We start from the raw sequence: 14816 nt of genomic DNA on the forward strand, positions 1-14816 counted from the left end.
CGGTGGGTCGGCGGAGGGTCGCCGGCGGAGCTACGCGCTGACGTCGAATCCGGCGATGACCTTCGTCGGTGAGATCCGTACCGTAACCTCCCCGGGGACGGCGTTGCGCCGACCGAACTCATCGGCTCGGTCGGCGCCCATGTAGCGGGCGCCGGTGCGGGTCGCGATGTCCAGCACCTGCCGCGGGTCGTCGCTTAACGCCGCCAGACCCTGCACCTGGACGAACGAGTACGGGGGATGCGGGTCGTCCACGCACAGCGTGACCCGCGGATCACGCTGTAGCGCACGTCCTTTCGCGGTGCGTCTCTCGGTGGTGAACACCAGCTGACCGTCGTCGACGACGAACCAAACCGGGGCCACCAGGGGCCGGCCGTCCGAGGCGAGGAAACCCAGCATGCCGGTGCGGGTGCCTTCGGAAAGGAAGGCGACCACCCGGTCGGACAGCGGGGTCATTGGCTCAGAGCTTGGCCAAGTCGTAGTCCGAGATGTGGTCGATGAGGACCCGTAGCTGATCGCCGGTGGAGCCCAGAGTGTGATCGATCGCGGTGAGCCGGGCCGCGTAGTGACCCACCGGGTATTCGGCGGTCATGCCGATACCGCCGTGCAGCTGGATCGCCTCCTGGCCGATGTGCCGACCCGAGCGGCCGATCTGCAACTTGGCGCGCGCGGCGATCACTGGATCGTAGTTGCCGTCGGCGATCGACATGGCGGCGTAAAGGCTCATACTGCGCGCCAATTCCAAGGACACGTACATGTCGGCCGCGCGTTGCGTGAGTGCCTGAAACTTGTTCAGCGTGACCCCGAACTGCTTGCGGGTCTTCAGATATTCGGTCGTCAGGCGCAGCGCTTCCTCCATCGCCCCGAGCGCTTCGGAGCACAGGGCGGACTGGATCCGGATCAGGGCATTGCGGACGGCTTCGGAAGCGTCGCCGGCACCCAGCGGTTCGGCGGCCGCGTCGGCGAAGTCGATCTGAGCGCCGCGCTGCCCGTCGAAGGTCGCATAGGACTTACGGCTGACGCCCTCCTGCTCGGCATCGACCAGGAACAGGCCGGTGCCGCCACCGTCCGGCAATGCGGCGCTGACCACCAAGGTTTCGGCGCAGTCCCCGGCCAGCACCGGGTTCTTGCGCCCGCTGAGGGTCCACGAATCCCCTTGCCGCACAGCTTGAGTGCTGACCTGGGTCGATGCGGTCCGGTGACCCGTCTCCAGGTGGCCGAACGCCAGCAGCCGCTGGCCGGCGGCGACCTCGTCCAGCAGCTGCCGCTGCGCCTCGGTGCCCAGCTCGGCGATCAGCGAACCCGGCGCCAGGGCAGCGTGCACTACCGGCTCGGGCGCCAGCCGGCGTCCGATCTCGTTGACCACCACCATGATTTCGAGCTGCCCGGCCTCGTCGGGGTCGAATCCGAGCCCGAGGATTCCGATGTCGGCCAATTGACTCCAGACGTCGCGGCTCCATCCGAGTTCGGTGCCGATCACCTTGTTCCGGCTCTCCGCGTCGTAGGTTCGCGACAGCAGTTCCCTGGTGGTGTCGCGAAGCAGGGCCTGCTCTTCGCTCAGCTGAAAGTCCATGACTGCCTCACAATCCGAGAATGGTGGACGCGATGATGTTGCGCTGAACCTCGTTGCTGCCGCCGTAGATCGAAGTCTTGCGGTAGTTCAGGTAATGCGGGGCACTGGATTGCGCCCACTCCGGTGTGGCGATCCCGTCGCCGCCGACCGGCAGCGCGTCGGCACCGGCGACCTCGACGAGCAATTCGGTGGCGAGCTGCTGCAGCTGGCTACCGCGCAGCTTGAGCACCGAAGATGCCGGATTCGGTTTGCCGCCGGCCGAACTCGACACCACCCGGGCCTGGGTGAGCTCGAGCGCCAGCACTTCGTTTTCGGCTTCGGCCAACCGCGCCGCGAACAGCGGATCCTCAAGCAGGCCGGTCTCGGCGGCGTGCCGCTTCACCTCGGCCAGGCGCACCTTGGTCCGACCCACCTGCGCGATGCCGGTGCGCTCGTTACCGAGCAGGAACTTCGCGTAGGTCCAACCCTGATTCTCCTCGCCGACAAGCTGATCGACGGGTACGCGGACGTCGGAGAAGAACACCTCGTTGACCTCGACGCCGCCGTCGATGGTCTTGATCGGTCGCCAGGTGATGCCGGGTGTGTCCATCTCCATCAGGAGAAACGAGATGCCCGCCTGCTTCTTGGGGGCCTGCGGGTCGGTGCGTACCAGGCAGAAAATCCAGTCGGCGTACTGTCCCAGCGTCGTCCACGTTTTCTGTCCGTTGACGACGTAGCTGTCACCGTCGCGGACCGCGGTGGTGCGCAGCGAGGCCAGGTCCGAACCGGCTTCGGGCTCGGAGAAACCCTGACACCACCAGATGTCCATGCTGGCGGTCGGCGGCAGGAACCGTTGCTTGATCTCCTGGGAGCCGAATTCGGCGATGACCGGGCCGACCATCTTGGTGTTGAAGTTCAACGGTTCCGGGACGCTGGCCAACTGCATTTCGTCGTTCCAGATCTGGAACTGGGTGGGGGTCCAGTCTTTGCCGCCCCATTCCATCGGCCAGTTCGGTACGGCGAGGCCGTTTTCGTGCAGCATCTTGTGGTTGGCCACAATCTGCTCGCGGGTCAGCGATTCGCCCTGCCGCACGCGGTCGCGGATCTCGGTGGGGATCTTCGTGGTGAAGAACGTCCGAAGCTCGTCGCGGAAAGCCGCTTCGTCGGGTGTGAGTGCCAGCTTCATCGGCAGCCTCCTTAGTCCGGGGTGACCGCCAAAACACCGCTGCGGCAGTCCTGCACTGCACGTTAGGCGTTCGGCGTCGGCAGTCGTCGACCGGGGTCAACCGGTACTGCGACAGCCCCCTCAGCGCCGGCGCCGGCGCCACCACAGCAGCGCGACCAGCGCCACGCCGGCCACCGAGGCCACCACCACCAGTTTGGGTTTGGCCGCCTGCGCCGTTGCTTTGGCGCGCTGGGGCACGTCCGCCTTGGCCGCGAGGGCCTCGACGGTGGCGCCCAGCTCCGCGCGGGTCTGCTCGATGTCGGCCTGGATTTCGGCGATGTCGGCGTCCGGACCAGGCTCGGGCTGGGTGTGGGGGTGCGGGGTGTGGTCAGGTCCGGTCATGGCGGGCGTCTTTCACTTCCTGGATGTCTTTCTTGACGCTGGCGACGGTCTCCGGGGCCGCCGGGGTCACCTCTTTGGCTTGCCGCCTGCTCAATAACGCCGCCGCGCCGGCCGCGGCGAGCAGCGCGGCGCCCACGATCAGTGCGGCCGCCCAGGTCGGCAGCGCCAGCGCCAACGCGGCGATGGCGGCGGTGATCAGGCCGGCCATGCCGAAGAATGCCAGCAGTCCCGCCACGCCGAACAGCCCCGCACCGATGCCCGCGTGTTTGGCCGACCGCAGGAGTTCCTTCTGCGCCAACCGCATTTCGTCGCGAACGAGGCGGGAGGTCTGTGCGGACAGTTGGGCCATCAGCTCGCCGGTCGAGGCGTCGGCGTTTCGGTTTGCGTCCAGGCTCATCGGGTCACCTCCAGGTATCAGTTGCCGACCGGGGTGGACATCACCCGGTTGGCCGCGGCCTTCACCGAGTCCGGCAGCAACCGATTGCCGATGCCCATGGCCTTGGTCATCAGGGATTCCGCGACCACCTTGCGGTCGCCGCGCATCAGCGCGTCGAAGCCCTGCCGGGCGACTTCGGCGGGATCGTCCTTGCCGTTCATCCGCCCCATGCGGGAGTTCGCCAGGCCGGCGCGCCGGAAGAAGTTGGTGTCGGTGGGCCCCGGCATCAGCGCGGTGACGGTGACATCGGTCTTGCGCAACTCGTCGTGCAGCGCCTCGGAGAGCGACTGGATAAACGACTTGGACGCGTTGTAGACCGCCTGGTAGGAGCCGGGCATCGTGGACGCGATGGACGAGGTGAACAACAGCCTGCCGCTGTTGCGCTGCGCCATGTCGGTCAGGATCAGTTTGGCCAGATGCACCGTCGACCGCACGTTCAGGTCGATCAGCGACAAGGTGTCGTCCAGGGTGCTGTCGAGGAAAGACCCGCCGAGGCCTACGCCGGCATTCAGCGCCGCCGCATCCAATGGCTGGCCGATTCCGGTGACTTGCTGATAGAGCTTTTCCACGCCCTTGCCGGTGCGCAGATCGACGCGAACTGCACGGACGTCGACCCCCGAGCGGCGGAGTTCCTTGGCTGCGCTTTCAATACCGGCATCTTCGGCGGAGACCACCAAGTCGTAACCGTCTTCGGCGAACCGCTTGGCAAGCTCCAAGCCGATCCCGCTTGATGCACCAGTTATCAAAGCCAGACTCATGGCGTCCGGCTACCCCGGCGATGCGCCGCCAAACCTGCTCAGTTACCGGCAATTACACAGAGCCGGATCTATCCACAGTCGCGGCGGTACGGCGCCTTCGGCGGGCCGTCGTGGCGGTGGCCGCGCATACCGTCGCCGTCATGCGAACAGAATTGCCGGCGCAGCGACTCCACCGGCGACTGGGTCCCGATCCGGATCCGGGCGCCGAAGCCACCGAGACCGACACCACCAGGGATCGTGCAGATGATCAGGATGACCCGAATTCATTGCTGCCGCGTTGGCTTCCCGACAGTGCGGCCCCGCAGGGCTGGCTGGCGAGACTGCGCGCGGACCCGGGTCGCACCGGCGCCATCGCGCTGGCCGTGATTGCCGCACTCGCGGTGCTCATCACTGTCTTCACGCTGATCGGCGACCGGCCCGCACCGGTCACATCGGCCAAATTGCCACCGGTAGAACATGTTTCGGCCACAGGAGCGCGGTCCTCGACGAGCGCCGGTCCGCCGGCCGGCTCCGAAGGCCCGGTGGTGGTCAGCGTCGTCGGATTGGTGCGAAAGCCCGGACTGGTCACGCTGGCACCGGGCGCGCGGATCGCCGACGCGCTGGGGGCCGCCGGCGGTGCGCTCGACGGCGCCGACACCATCGGCCTCAACATGGCGCGCCCCGTGGGGGACGGAGAACAGATCGTGGTCGGGCTGGCGCCACCGTCGGGCAAGCCGACGGTGTTGGGCAGCTCGGTCAGCACCGGTAGCCCAGCAGGTCCGGCACCCTCGACCGCACCGACCACCTCGGGTAAGCCGAGGAACGGGCCCAGGGCGGAGGTGCTGGACCTCAACTCGGCCACCGTCGAGCAGCTGGACGCCTTGCCGGGAGTCGGACCGGTCACCGCCGCCGCGATCGTGGCGTGGCGCCAGGCCAACGGCAGGTTCACCACCGTGGACCAGCTGGCCGAGGTCGAGGGCATCGGCCCGGCTCGGCTCGACAAGCTCCGTGCGCTGGTGCGTGTCTGACCCGCGTGCACCAGCCCCTGGATGTGCGGCTGGTCCCCGCCGCGGTGACCAGCTGGACCGTGACGGCGGCCGGGACGATCTGGCCGATCGGGCGCACAGCGGCCGGGTGCTGCGCTGTGCTCGCCGCGGCCGCGGCGGCGCTGTGGTGGCGCTGCTCGACCGAGTCCCGACGCGGCGGGGCACTGGCGGCGCTCGGGGCCGGCCTGACCGCGGTCGGCGTGGTGGGAGCGGGGTATGGGCTGGCCATCGCGATGCGCACCGAAGCGGTCGCCCGCCACCCGATCACCGCGGCGTTCGGCAGCCGGATGCCGGTGACCGTCGCTCCCAGCGAAAGCCCGCTACCGCTGGGGCGCGGACGGTTGCTGTTCCGGGCCACCCTGTTGCGCTTGGGCGAGGACGAAATGTCCGGCCGGGTAACCGTTTTCGCACGCGATTCGGATTTCGCTGACGACGTCGACGCGCTGATGGTCGGCCGGCCGGTGCGGTTCAGCGCGCGCATCGCCCGGCCCACCCGCCACGACCTGACTGTCGCGGTACTGACCGCAACCGGCCGGCCGCAACTGGGACGTGCCGGGTGGATGCAACGGGCTGCCCACGCCGTTCGCAGCAAGTTCACCGCCGCCGTGCGCGAGGTGTTGCCGACCGACCAGGCCGCAATGCTGCCCGCGCTGGTGCTGGGGGACACCGCGCAGCTCGGCAGGGCCACTCGCGACGAATTCCGGGTCGCGGGAATGACGCACCTCATGGCGGTCTCGGGCGCCAATGTCACCATCGTGTGCGCGGCAATGTTGTTGTCGGCCACACTGATCGGGCCGCGGGCCGCCGCGGTGCTGGCCGGGCTGGCGCTGGTCGCCTTCGTCGTCGTGGTGCAGCCCTCGGCCAGTGTGTTACGGGCGGCCGTGATGGGCGCAATCACGCTGACCGCGATGTGGTCCTCGCGGCGGCGGCAGGCGATTCCGGCGTTGTCGACGACGGTGCTGGTCCTGCTGGCGGTGGCACCGCAGCTGGCCGTGGATGTGGGCTTCGCGCTGTCGGTGGTCGCGACCGCGGCGCTGGTTGTCCTCGCCCCGCGTTGGTCGCGCCGCCTGGTCGGCCGGGGCTGGCCCAAGCCGCTGGCCGACGCCGTCGCGGTCGCGGGGGCGGCGCAACTGGTGACCGCGCCGCTGGTCGCCGCGATCTCCGGCCGGTTCAGCCTGGTCGCCGTCGCCGCCAATCTTGCCGCGGCGCCCGTGATCGCCGCGATCACCGTGCTGGGCAGCGCGGCGGCCGCGCTGGCCGTGCCGTGGCCGGCCGGCGCACAGCTGCTGATTCGATTCACCGGGCCTGAGGTCTGGTGGGTGCTGCGCGTCGCGCACTGGGCGGCCAAAGTGCCGGGGGCCAGCGTGCCGGTGCCGTCGGGAGCGGCGGGTCTGGTGCTGGTCGCCGGCGGCACGGTGCTGATCGTCGTGTTGTGGCGGTGGCGACGGTTTCGGCTGACGCTGGCCTGGGGCGCGGCGGCGGTCGTCGGGTGTCAGCTGGCGTGGTCGGTCGCTGCCATCGGGTCGAGCGCCGTCAGACCGCCATGACACCATCGTGGAGTGAGCGAGGTTTCGCCGTTGCACCTGGTGCTGGGGGAAGAAGAACTGCTGATCGAACGGGCCGTCGCGCAGATCCTGCGGTCGGCCCGGCAGCGCGTCGGCGCCGGCCCCGCCACCGAATCCGGAATTGCCGATGTCCCGGTCAACCGGATGCGTGCCGGTGACGTCAGCACCTACGAACTCGCCGAACTGCTGAGTCCGTCGCTGTTCGCCGAGGAGCGGATCGTGGTGTTGGAATCCGCCGGCGAGGCGGGCAAAGACGCGGCCGAGCTGGTTGCAACGGCGGCCGCGGACCTGCCCGCGGGCACCGTGTTGGTCGTGGTGCACTCTGGCGGCGGCCGGGCCAAGGCGCTGGCCGCCGAACTGCGGTCGCTGGGCGCCCAGGTACACCCCTGTGCACGCATCACCAAGCCCAGCGAGCGGGTCGACTTCGTCCGCAAGGAGTTCCGATCGTTGAAGGTCAGAGTCGACGAGGACACCGTCACCGCCCTGCTGGACGCCGTCGGCTCCGACATCCGCGAGCTCGCCTCGGCCTGTTCGCAGCTGGTCGCCGACACGGGTGGTGACGTCGACGCCGCCGCGGTGCGGCGCTACCACAGCGGCAAAGCCGAGGTGAAGGGCTTCGACATCGCCGACAAGGCCGTGACCGGAGATGTCGCAGGCGCTGCGGAAGCGCTGCGCTGGGCGATGATGCGGGGCGAGCCGCTCGTGGTGCTGGCCGACGCCCTGGCCGAGGCCATTCATACGATCGGATTGGTGATGTCGCAGTCCGGAGATCCCTACCGGATGGCAGGCCAGCTGAAGATGCCGCCGTGGCGGGTGCAGAAGGCGCAGAAGCAGGCTCGGCGCTGGTCACGCGACCGGTTGGCGGCCGCCATGCGGCTGGTCGCCACCCTCAATGCCAGCGTGAAGGGCGCCGTGGCGGACGCCGATTATGCCCTGGAATCCGCAGTGCGGCAGGTGGCGGAGTTGGCCCGGGACTGAACGGGCTCACGAAGCCGCGAGATAGCCCAAAAAGGGTTGAATCAGCCGAGCTTGTTCAGCGAGCGCGCAAGCGCCGACTTCTTGTTGGCGGCCTGGTTCTTGTGGATCACGCCTTTGCTTGCCGCCTTGTCGAGCTTGCGGCTGGTCGACACCAGCAACTCGGCCGCCTTCTCCTTCTCGCCGGCATGAGTGGCTTCCCGGAACGCGCGAATAGCCGTGCGGAGCGAAGACTTCACCGACTTGTTGCGCAGGCGGGCGCGCTCGTTAGTGCGGTTGCGCTTCTGCTGCGACTTGATGTTGGCCACGCGTGTCGTTCCTTAATCCGTTTCGATTTGGCTTTGCCCGGGGTACCTGCAACCCGATAGCGACTGCCCAGGTTATCAGTCGGTTACGTTTTCGCCCAAAAGAGGAATTCTGGGTCTGCCCGAATGGGGGAATTGAGGCAGCATGACACAGGTGAGTCTTTCGAACGAGATCGAAGCGTCCGCGCGGCGGTCTGGCGTCCGTACCGAGCGGATCTTCGAGGGATACAACACCTCAGATGCGTACACCAAGGCGTTCGACGAGATGTTCGACGCCCAGGGCAACGTGCGTGGGCCCTACAAGGGCATTTACGCCGAGCTGGCGCCGACGGACGCCTCAGAACTCAAGGCCAGGGCCGAAGCGCTGGGCCGCGCCTTCATCGACCAGGGCATCACGTTCTCCCTGTCCGGTCAGGAGCGGCCCTTTCCGCTGGACCTGGTCCCGCGGGTCATCTCCGCCGCCGAGTGGACCCGGCTGGAGCGCGGCATCACCCAGCGCGTCAAGGCCCTCGAGATGTATCTCGACGACATCTATGGTGACCAGGAGATTCTGCGGGACGGAGTGATCCCCCGGCGGCTCATCACCTCCTGTGAGCACTTCCATCGGGAAGCCGTCGGCATCGTTCCCCCCAACGGCGTGCGCATCCACGTCGCCGGAATCGACCTGATCCGCGACGACCGCGGCGACTTCCGGGTCCTGGAGGACAACCTGCGCTCGCCGTCGGGTGTGTCCTACGTCATGGAAAACCGGCGCACCATGGCCCGGGTCTTCCCCAACCTGTTCGCCACCCACCGGGTCCGCACGGTCGACGACTACTCCTCGCACCTACTGCGCGCGCTGCGCAACTCGGCGGCCACCAACGAAGCCGACCCGACGGTGGTGGTGCTGACCCCGGGCGTCTACAACTCGGCCTACTTCGAGCATTCGCTGCTGGCCCGGCAGATGGGCGTCGAGCTGGTCGAGGGTCGCGACCTGTTCTGCCGCGACAACCAGGTCTACATGCGGACCACCGAGGGGGAGCGCCAGGTCGACGTCATTTACCGGCGCATCGACGACGCGTTCCTGGACCCGCTGCAATTCCGGGCCGACTCGGTACTCGGCGTGGCCGGCCTGGTCAACGCCGCCCGGGCGGGCAACGTCGTCATCTCGAGCTCGATCGGCAACGGCGTCGGCGACGACAAGCTCGTCTACACCTACGTGCCCACCATCATCGAGTACTACCTGGGCGAGAAACCGCTGCTGGCCAACGTCGACACCTATCGCTGCTGGCTCGACGACGAACGCGAAGAGGTGCTGGACCGCATCAACGAGCTGGTGATCAAGCCGGTCGAGGGGTCCGGCGGCTACGGCATCGTGTTCGGCCCGGAAGCCTCCGACAAAGAGCTTGCCGCGATCAGCAAGAAGATCCGCGACGACCCGCGGGCCTGGATCGCCCAGCCGATGATGGAGTTGTCGACCGTGCCCACCCGCATCGGCGACTCGCTGGCGCAGCGCTACGTCGACCTGCGACCGTTCGCCGTCAACGACGGCAACGACGTATGGGTGTTGCCCGGCGGGTTGACCCGGGTGGCGCTGGTGGAAGGCTCCCGGGTGGTCAACTCCAGCCAGGGCGGCGGTTCCAAGGACACCTGGGTGCTGGCGCCGCGCGCGTCGGTGCTCGACCGCGAGTTGGGGCGTGCGGAAGTCGTGCGTTCGCTGCCCCGCGCGGTGCCCGAGCAGAATTCCGACGATGCCCGGCCCACACCGGTCGCCCCGGCGCCGGCCCGCCAGAGCCAGGGCCGATCCGAGGAGCCGCAGCAGGAGCAGGAAGAGCAACAGCAACAGCAGAAGGCGGCCGACTGATGCTGGCGCGCAACGCCGAAGCGCTGTACTGGATCGGGCGCTACGTCGAACGGGCCGACGACACGGCGCGCATCCTGGATGTCGCGGTCCACCAATTGCTGGAAGATTCCAGCGTCGACCCCGACCAGGCCTCCCGCTTACTGCTGCAGGTGCTGGGCATCGAGCCCCCCGAGCACCAGCTCGATGTCTGGTCGCTGACCGACCTGGTGGCGTTCAGCGCCAACAGTGACGGGGGTTCGTCGATCGTCGACGCGATCTCCGCGGCGCGCGAAAATGCGCGGTCGGCAAGGGAAGTCACCTCCAGTGAAACCTGGGAGTGCATCAACACCACCTACCATGCCCTACCCGAACGAGAGCGGGCCGCCAAACGTCTTGGGCCGCACGAGTTTCTATCGTTCATCGAAGGCCGCGCGGCGATGTTCGCGGGTCTGGCGGACTCGACGCTGTCCCGCGACGACGGCTATCGCTTCATGGTGCTGGGCCGCGCGATCGAACGGGTCGACATGACGGTGCGCCTGCTGTTGTCCCGGGTGGGGGACAGCGCGTCATCGCCGGCCTGGGTCACCCTGCTGCGTTCCGCCGGTGCGCACGACACCTACCTACGCACCTACCGCGGTGTGCTCGACGCCGGCCGGGTCGTCGAATTCATGTTGTTGGACCGGCTTTTCCCGCGATCGGTGTTCTATTCGCTGCGACTGGCCGAACACAATCTCGAAGAGTTGCTGCACAACCCACACAGCCGTATCGGCGCGACCACCGAAGCCCAGCGACTGCTCGGGCAGGCACGCAGTGAGCTGGAATTCGTGCAGCCCGGGGTGCTGCTCGAGTCGTTGGACAGCAGGCTGGCGAGCTTGCAGAGAACTTGCCGAGATGTCGGAGATGCGTTGGCGTTGCAGTACTTTCACGCCGCACCCTGGGTGGCATGGACGGATGCCCGACAGCGCGGGGTATTGGCCGACACCGTCGAGACCAAAGGAGAATCCTGATGTGGCGGATGCGGGTGGTGCACACCACCGGGTATGCCTACCCGTCGCCGGTGACCGCGTCCTACAACGAGGCTCGGCTGACTCCGCGGTCCAACACACGCCAGAACGTAATCCTGAACCGGGTCGAGACCATTCCGGCCACCCGGTCCTACCGCTACATCGACTATTGGGGCACCGCGGTCACGGCATTCGACCTGCATGCGCCGCACCTCGAACTCACCGTGACGTCCTCATCGGTGGTCGAGACCGAGCGCCCGGAACCGCCGGCCGCCAAGACCAGCTGGGAAGAGCTGCAGTCCATCGCCGTCATCGACCGCTTCGACGAGGTGCTTCGACCCACCAATTACACCCCGACCAGCAAACGCGTTGCGGCCGTGGGGAAACGAATCATGAATAACTACGACCCGGGAGAAGCCATCGTCGCGGCTGCCCGCTGGGCCCGCAGTGAACTGGATTATCTGCCCGGTACCACCGGAGTGCATTCGTCCGGCCTCGACGCGCTGCAAAAGGGCAAGGGCGTGTGCCAAGACTTTGCGCACCTGACCCTGATCCTGTTGCGCAGCATGGGAATTCCGGGTCGTTATGTGTCCGGTTACCTGCACCCGAATGCCGAGGCCGAGGTGGGAAAGACCGTGGCTGGCCGCAGTCATGCCTGGATCCAGGCGTGGGCTGGGGGCTGGGTCAATTACGACCCCACCAACGACACCGAGATCACCGAGCAATACATCAGCGTCGGCGTTGGCCGCGACTATGCCGACGTATCGCCGTTGAAAGGCATTTACTCAGGGTTGGGCGCCACCGACCTCGACGTGGACGTGGAAATCACCCGGCTGGCGTAGTGCGGTCCGATAGGGCAGCCAGCCAATGTGCCCGCCTGTGGGCCGTCGATAGTTCCCTGACCTGCTTGTACGGCCTTTCCTGGAAAGTTGCTGTGAGAAACCTGGACGATGTGCGTTTTGGGCTCTGCGTCGCGGGCAACCCAAGACTGGACGGGGGTCGTCCCCAAGCCCGACAGGGCGGGGGCCTAACTGAACACGAGTCAAGCCCGACGACCAACAAGGAGAATGCAATGGACTTCAAGAGGTTTTTCGCAGGCGCGGCCATGGCAGGCGCACTCGGGGCCGGTGCCCTCGGCATCGGAGCCGGTATGGCGCAGGCGGACCCGCACGGACCTAACATCCCCGGCTGTGTAGGCGGGCCGGGCGTGAACTGCAACGGCCCGGGCACCCCGCTGCCGCCGGGGCAACGCGGCTTCCCGCCTCCGGGCCACTACAACGACCCGATCGGCTACGGTCTGCCGGCCGTCTGGATGCCGCCGGGACACCCCACTGCCTACCCGGTGGTGTTCAACGCGAGTCTGAACACCTGGGGTGTCTTCTTGCCGAGCGGTGAGTTCGTCGCCTACATCGCGTAACCGGGCACAACGAGACAGCCGCCGCCAAATTTGGCGGCGGCTGTTCGTCTGTGAAGCCGATCAGGGGCCGCCGAGCAGCTCCTGTGCCGGGCCGTTGACCGCGCCGAGCCCGCTCTTCAGTGCGGCTGCGCCCACCGACTCGGCGTTGGCGTAGGCGTTGCCGCCGGAGGCCACGGCCCGCACGAACTGGTCGTGGAACGACGCCATCTGCGCGCTGATGTCCTGATACGTCTGAGCGTGTGCGCTGTAGAGCTGTGCGACCAGCGCTGAGACGGCGTCCGCGGCCGGAGCCGGTATCGCGGTCGTCGGGGCGGCTGCGTTAGCACTGGATTCTGCGATCGTGGAGCCGATGCCGGCCAGGTTCTTCGCCGCAGCGGCTATCGCCTCTGGGCCTGCGACGAACCACGACATCCCGCACCTCAAATCAAGAACGGCAGGAGCGGATCGTACCGCGATTCATGCCCGAAAACTGCGTTTCGTCCGCTTTTTGCCTGCCTGCGCCAGTACGAGTCTAACGGCACCGTGGTGCGGCCACCGACACAACTTCCGCTCAGCGGGCTCCAGGGTTTGCTGGGAGTCTCCGGCGGATTATTGCCGCCGCTCTACCTCCACCCGGTGCAGATCGTCGCCCAACTCGACGCGCCCGCCGAATTCGGTGGCAGCCAGCGCCCGCCACTGCTCCTCCTGGCCAGGGGCGATGGCCGGCACGTAGTGGGTCAGGATGAGGGTCGCGACGCCGGCGCGTTCGGCGGTCGCGGCCGCCTCCTGGACCGAGGAGTGGTAGTCGCAGACGTCCTTGATCCGCTGTAGGGGGGCGTGGGTGAGCACGTCCTTGAGAATCGCCGTGTGTACCAACGCGTCTGCGCCGGTTGCCAGTTCGTCCAGGGTGGGGCACGGCACCGTGTCACCGGCCAGTACCACCGCGGCGCCGTCGAATTCGATTCGGAATCCGATCGTCGGCGCCACCGGGCGGTGGTCGGTGGGACCGACCCGCATCGTCACGCCGTCGCGGTCCCACACCGTGCCCTCGGTGTATTCGTGCACTTCCACCGGAGGCGGCGCGTTCAGGTCCGCATGGTGGGCGATGCGGTAGCCGATGTCGTGGCCGAACGCCTTGAGCGTCGCGTCGACCACCTCGGCCGTTCCGGGCGGCCCGATGATCTGTAACGGCGGGGGTTCCGGCGTGAAATTGCTCACCCAGGCGGTGATCAGCACGTCACCAAGGTCGGCGATGTGGTCGCTGTGCAGGTGGGTGAGCAGCAGCGCCGACAGGTTGGCCGCCCCCACGCCGACGGCGGCGGCGCGCTGCAGCACCCCCCGCCCGCAATCGACCAAGAACACCTGGCCGCCCGCGCGGACCAGGGTCGACGGGCCGGCGCGGTTCGGGTCGGGGATCGGGCTTCCGGTTCCGAGCAGGGTGACCTCGATCATGGCCACATATCTATCAAGCGCGCCCGTCGCGCATCACCCGTTTGACGGGAATCCGGATCGATTTCCTGATCGCGACGGCGCCGTCAAGCAAACATGACAGTTTGGTGGCGACGCGGCCGTGGGTTGCGACGTTCGCTTTTGCACCGCCCGACTTAGCCGTAGCCTGGTGTGAAACCGGTCACTATGAAGTTCCCCAACGACGGGAGGCCTAGATGCGGATCGCGGACGTCTTGCGAAACAAGGGTGCGGCGGTGACGACGATCAACCCCGACGCGACGGTCCGGGAACTGCTGGCGGGTCTGGCCGAACAGAACATCGGCGCCATGGTGGTAGTCGGCGACGAGGGCGTAGTGGGCATCGTGTCCGAGCGCGACGTGGTGCGGCAACTGCACGTGCACGGGGCCAGCGTGTTGTCCCGCCCGGTCGCCAAGATCATGACCAACGCCGTCACGACCTGCACGAAGTCGGACACGGTGGACAGCGTCAGCGTGCTGATGACCCAGAACCGGGTGCGGCACGTGCCGGTGCTCGACGTGCCCGAGGAAGGCATTCGCCGCGAGGGCGCGATCCTGGATCGGGAGACCTTCGACGTGGTGGCCGCCCGGCTGCGGGCTGAATACTCCTGGCGCTAGTGCACTTTCTCGGCGAGGCGAATTCTGCGCGAGGCGAACCTGGCTGCCATTTTCCGCTGCGAATTTCGCAGCCACGTTCGGCTCGCGCGGCTGCATAAGCCCGGACGCGCAGTACGCGTGGCGCTGAGTTATCCCTGCGTGATGTAGGACTGCAGCTGCTGCTGCTCGGCTTCCAGTTCGCCCATCCGGGTCTTCACCACGTCACCGATGCTGACGATGCCGATCAGCTTGCGGCCGTCGAGCACCGGCACGTGCCGCACCCGGTTCTGGGTCATCAGCACGCTGACGCTGTCCACCGTGTCCGACTTCGTGCAGGTCGTGACGGCGTTG

At 67.5% G+C, this 14816-nt stretch carries 18 protein-coding genes and 1 pseudogene; 9 read left to right on the top strand and 10 right to left on the bottom strand.

Annotation, left to right across the window (positions count from 1 at the left end):
• Positions 1-30: 30 nt before the first annotated feature.
• The 6 genes from A9X01_RS08310 to A9X01_RS08335 form a co-directional block, all read right to left on the bottom strand.
• Positions 31-453, bottom strand: coding sequence for a PPOX class F420-dependent oxidoreductase (locus A9X01_RS08310; protein WP_065120280.1), 423 nt, complete (start codon positions 451-453; stop codon positions 31-33).
• A 4-nt stretch (positions 454-457) separates the two neighbouring features.
• Positions 458-1570: an acyl-CoA dehydrogenase family protein gene (locus A9X01_RS08315; RefSeq protein WP_065120281.1), complete on the bottom strand. Its 1113-nt coding sequence runs from the start codon at positions 1568-1570 to the stop codon at positions 458-460.
• A 7-nt stretch (positions 1571-1577) separates the two neighbouring features.
• A complete protein-coding gene (locus tag A9X01_RS08320) occupies positions 1578-2735 on the bottom strand; it encodes an acyl-CoA dehydrogenase family protein (RefSeq protein WP_065120282.1) in 1158 nt (385 codons plus the stop codon).
• A 120-nt stretch (positions 2736-2855) separates the two neighbouring features.
• Positions 2856-3116 carry a DUF3618 domain-containing protein gene (locus A9X01_RS08325; protein WP_065120283.1) on the bottom strand — a complete coding sequence of 87 codons (261 nt, stop codon included), beginning with the start codon at positions 3114-3116 and terminating at the stop codon, positions 2856-2858.
• A complete protein-coding gene (locus A9X01_RS08330) occupies positions 3103-3513 on the bottom strand; it encodes a phage holin family protein (protein WP_065120284.1) in 411 nt (136 codons plus the stop codon). The genes A9X01_RS08325 and A9X01_RS08330 overlap by 14 nt, the downstream gene beginning before the upstream one ends.
• 17 nt (positions 3514-3530) lie before the next feature.
• Positions 3531-4310 carry an SDR family NAD(P)-dependent oxidoreductase gene (locus A9X01_RS08335; protein WP_065120285.1) on the bottom strand — a complete coding sequence of 260 codons (780 nt, stop codon included), beginning with the start codon at positions 4308-4310 and terminating at the stop codon, positions 3531-3533.
• A gap of 140 nt (positions 4311-4450) precedes the next feature.
• Here A9X01_RS08335 and A9X01_RS08340 point away from each other — a divergent pair, with 140 nt between their 5' ends.
• Genes A9X01_RS08340 through holA form a run of 3 tightly spaced genes read left to right on the top strand, consistent with a single transcriptional unit; the run spans position 4451 to position 7878 of the window.
• On the top strand, positions 4451-5317 hold the full coding sequence (locus A9X01_RS08340) for a ComEA family DNA-binding protein (protein WP_065120298.1): 867 nt from the start codon (positions 4451-4453) through the stop codon (positions 5315-5317).
• Positions 5318-5340: 23 nt separating this feature from the next.
• The gene (locus tag A9X01_RS08345) at positions 5341-6882 is read left to right on the top strand and encodes a ComEC/Rec2 family competence protein (RefSeq protein WP_065120299.1); all 1542 of its coding nucleotides are present in this window, start codon (positions 5341-5343) and stop codon (positions 6880-6882) included.
• A gap of 12 nt (positions 6883-6894) precedes the next feature.
• On the top strand, positions 6895-7878 hold the full coding sequence (gene holA, locus A9X01_RS08350; RefSeq protein ID WP_065120286.1) for a DNA polymerase III subunit delta: 984 nt from the start codon (positions 6895-6897) through the stop codon (positions 7876-7878).
• A gap of 41 nt (positions 7879-7919) precedes the next feature.
• On the opposite strand, the gene rpsT is transcribed toward holA, so the two are convergent.
• The gene (gene rpsT / locus A9X01_RS08355; RefSeq protein WP_065120287.1) at positions 7920-8183 is read right to left on the bottom strand and encodes a 30S ribosomal protein S20; all 264 of its coding nucleotides are present in this window, start codon (positions 8181-8183) and stop codon (positions 7920-7922) included.
• 142 nt (positions 8184-8325) lie between these two features.
• Between rpsT and A9X01_RS08360 the strand changes: the two genes are divergently transcribed.
• The 4 genes from A9X01_RS08360 to A9X01_RS08375 all read left to right on the top strand — a co-directional run bounded on the left by A9X01_RS08360 (position 8326) and on the right by A9X01_RS08375 (position 12423).
• On the top strand, positions 8326-10023 hold the full coding sequence (locus A9X01_RS08360; protein ID WP_065120288.1) for a circularly permuted type 2 ATP-grasp protein: 1698 nt from the start codon (positions 8326-8328) through the stop codon (positions 10021-10023).
• Positions 10023-11009: an alpha-E domain-containing protein gene (locus A9X01_RS08365; RefSeq protein WP_065120289.1), complete on the top strand. Its 987-nt coding sequence runs from the start codon at positions 10023-10025 to the stop codon at positions 11007-11009. Before A9X01_RS08360 ends, A9X01_RS08365 begins: the two co-directional genes overlap by 1 nt.
• Positions 11009-11848: a transglutaminase family protein gene (locus A9X01_RS08370; protein ID WP_065120290.1), complete on the top strand. Its 840-nt coding sequence runs from the start codon at positions 11009-11011 to the stop codon at positions 11846-11848. The genes A9X01_RS08365 and A9X01_RS08370 overlap by 1 nt, the downstream gene beginning before the upstream one ends.
• Positions 11849-12078: 230 nt before the next feature.
• Entirely contained in the window at positions 12079-12423 is a 345-nt protein-coding gene (locus A9X01_RS08375; protein ID WP_065120291.1) for a hypothetical protein, read from the top strand.
• A gap of 60 nt (positions 12424-12483) precedes the next feature.
• On the opposite strand, the gene A9X01_RS08380 is transcribed toward A9X01_RS08375, so the two are convergent.
• Positions 12484-12834, bottom strand: a complete 351-nt coding sequence (locus tag A9X01_RS08380) for a PE family protein (protein ID WP_065120292.1) — start codon at positions 12832-12834, stop codon at positions 12484-12486.
• Between the two features lie 177 nt (positions 12835-13011).
• On the bottom strand, positions 13012-13854 hold the full coding sequence (locus tag A9X01_RS08385; RefSeq protein ID WP_065120293.1) for a ribonuclease Z: 843 nt from the start codon (positions 13852-13854) through the stop codon (positions 13012-13014).
• 212 nt (positions 13855-14066) lie between these two features.
• Here A9X01_RS08385 and A9X01_RS32185 point away from each other — a divergent pair.
• Positions 14067-14231: pseudogene (locus A9X01_RS32185) on the top strand (CBS domain-containing protein); the annotation flags it as partial.
• Between the two features lie 57 nt (positions 14232-14288).
• Entirely contained in the window at positions 14289-14486 is a 198-nt protein-coding gene (locus A9X01_RS32190; RefSeq protein ID WP_436405249.1) for a CBS domain-containing protein, read from the top strand.
• Positions 14487-14614: 128 nt separating this feature from the next.
• On the opposite strand, the gene A9X01_RS08395 is transcribed toward A9X01_RS32190, so the two are convergent.
• A partial coding sequence (locus A9X01_RS08395; protein ID WP_081282269.1) for a CBS domain-containing protein occupies positions 14615-14816 on the bottom strand: 202 nt, incomplete at its 5' end.

The sequence above is a fragment of the Mycobacterium asiaticum genome, from assembly GCF_001668675.1.
In the GTDB taxonomy this organism is placed as follows: domain Bacteria; phylum Actinomycetota; class Actinomycetes; order Mycobacteriales; family Mycobacteriaceae; genus Mycobacterium; species Mycobacterium asiaticum_D.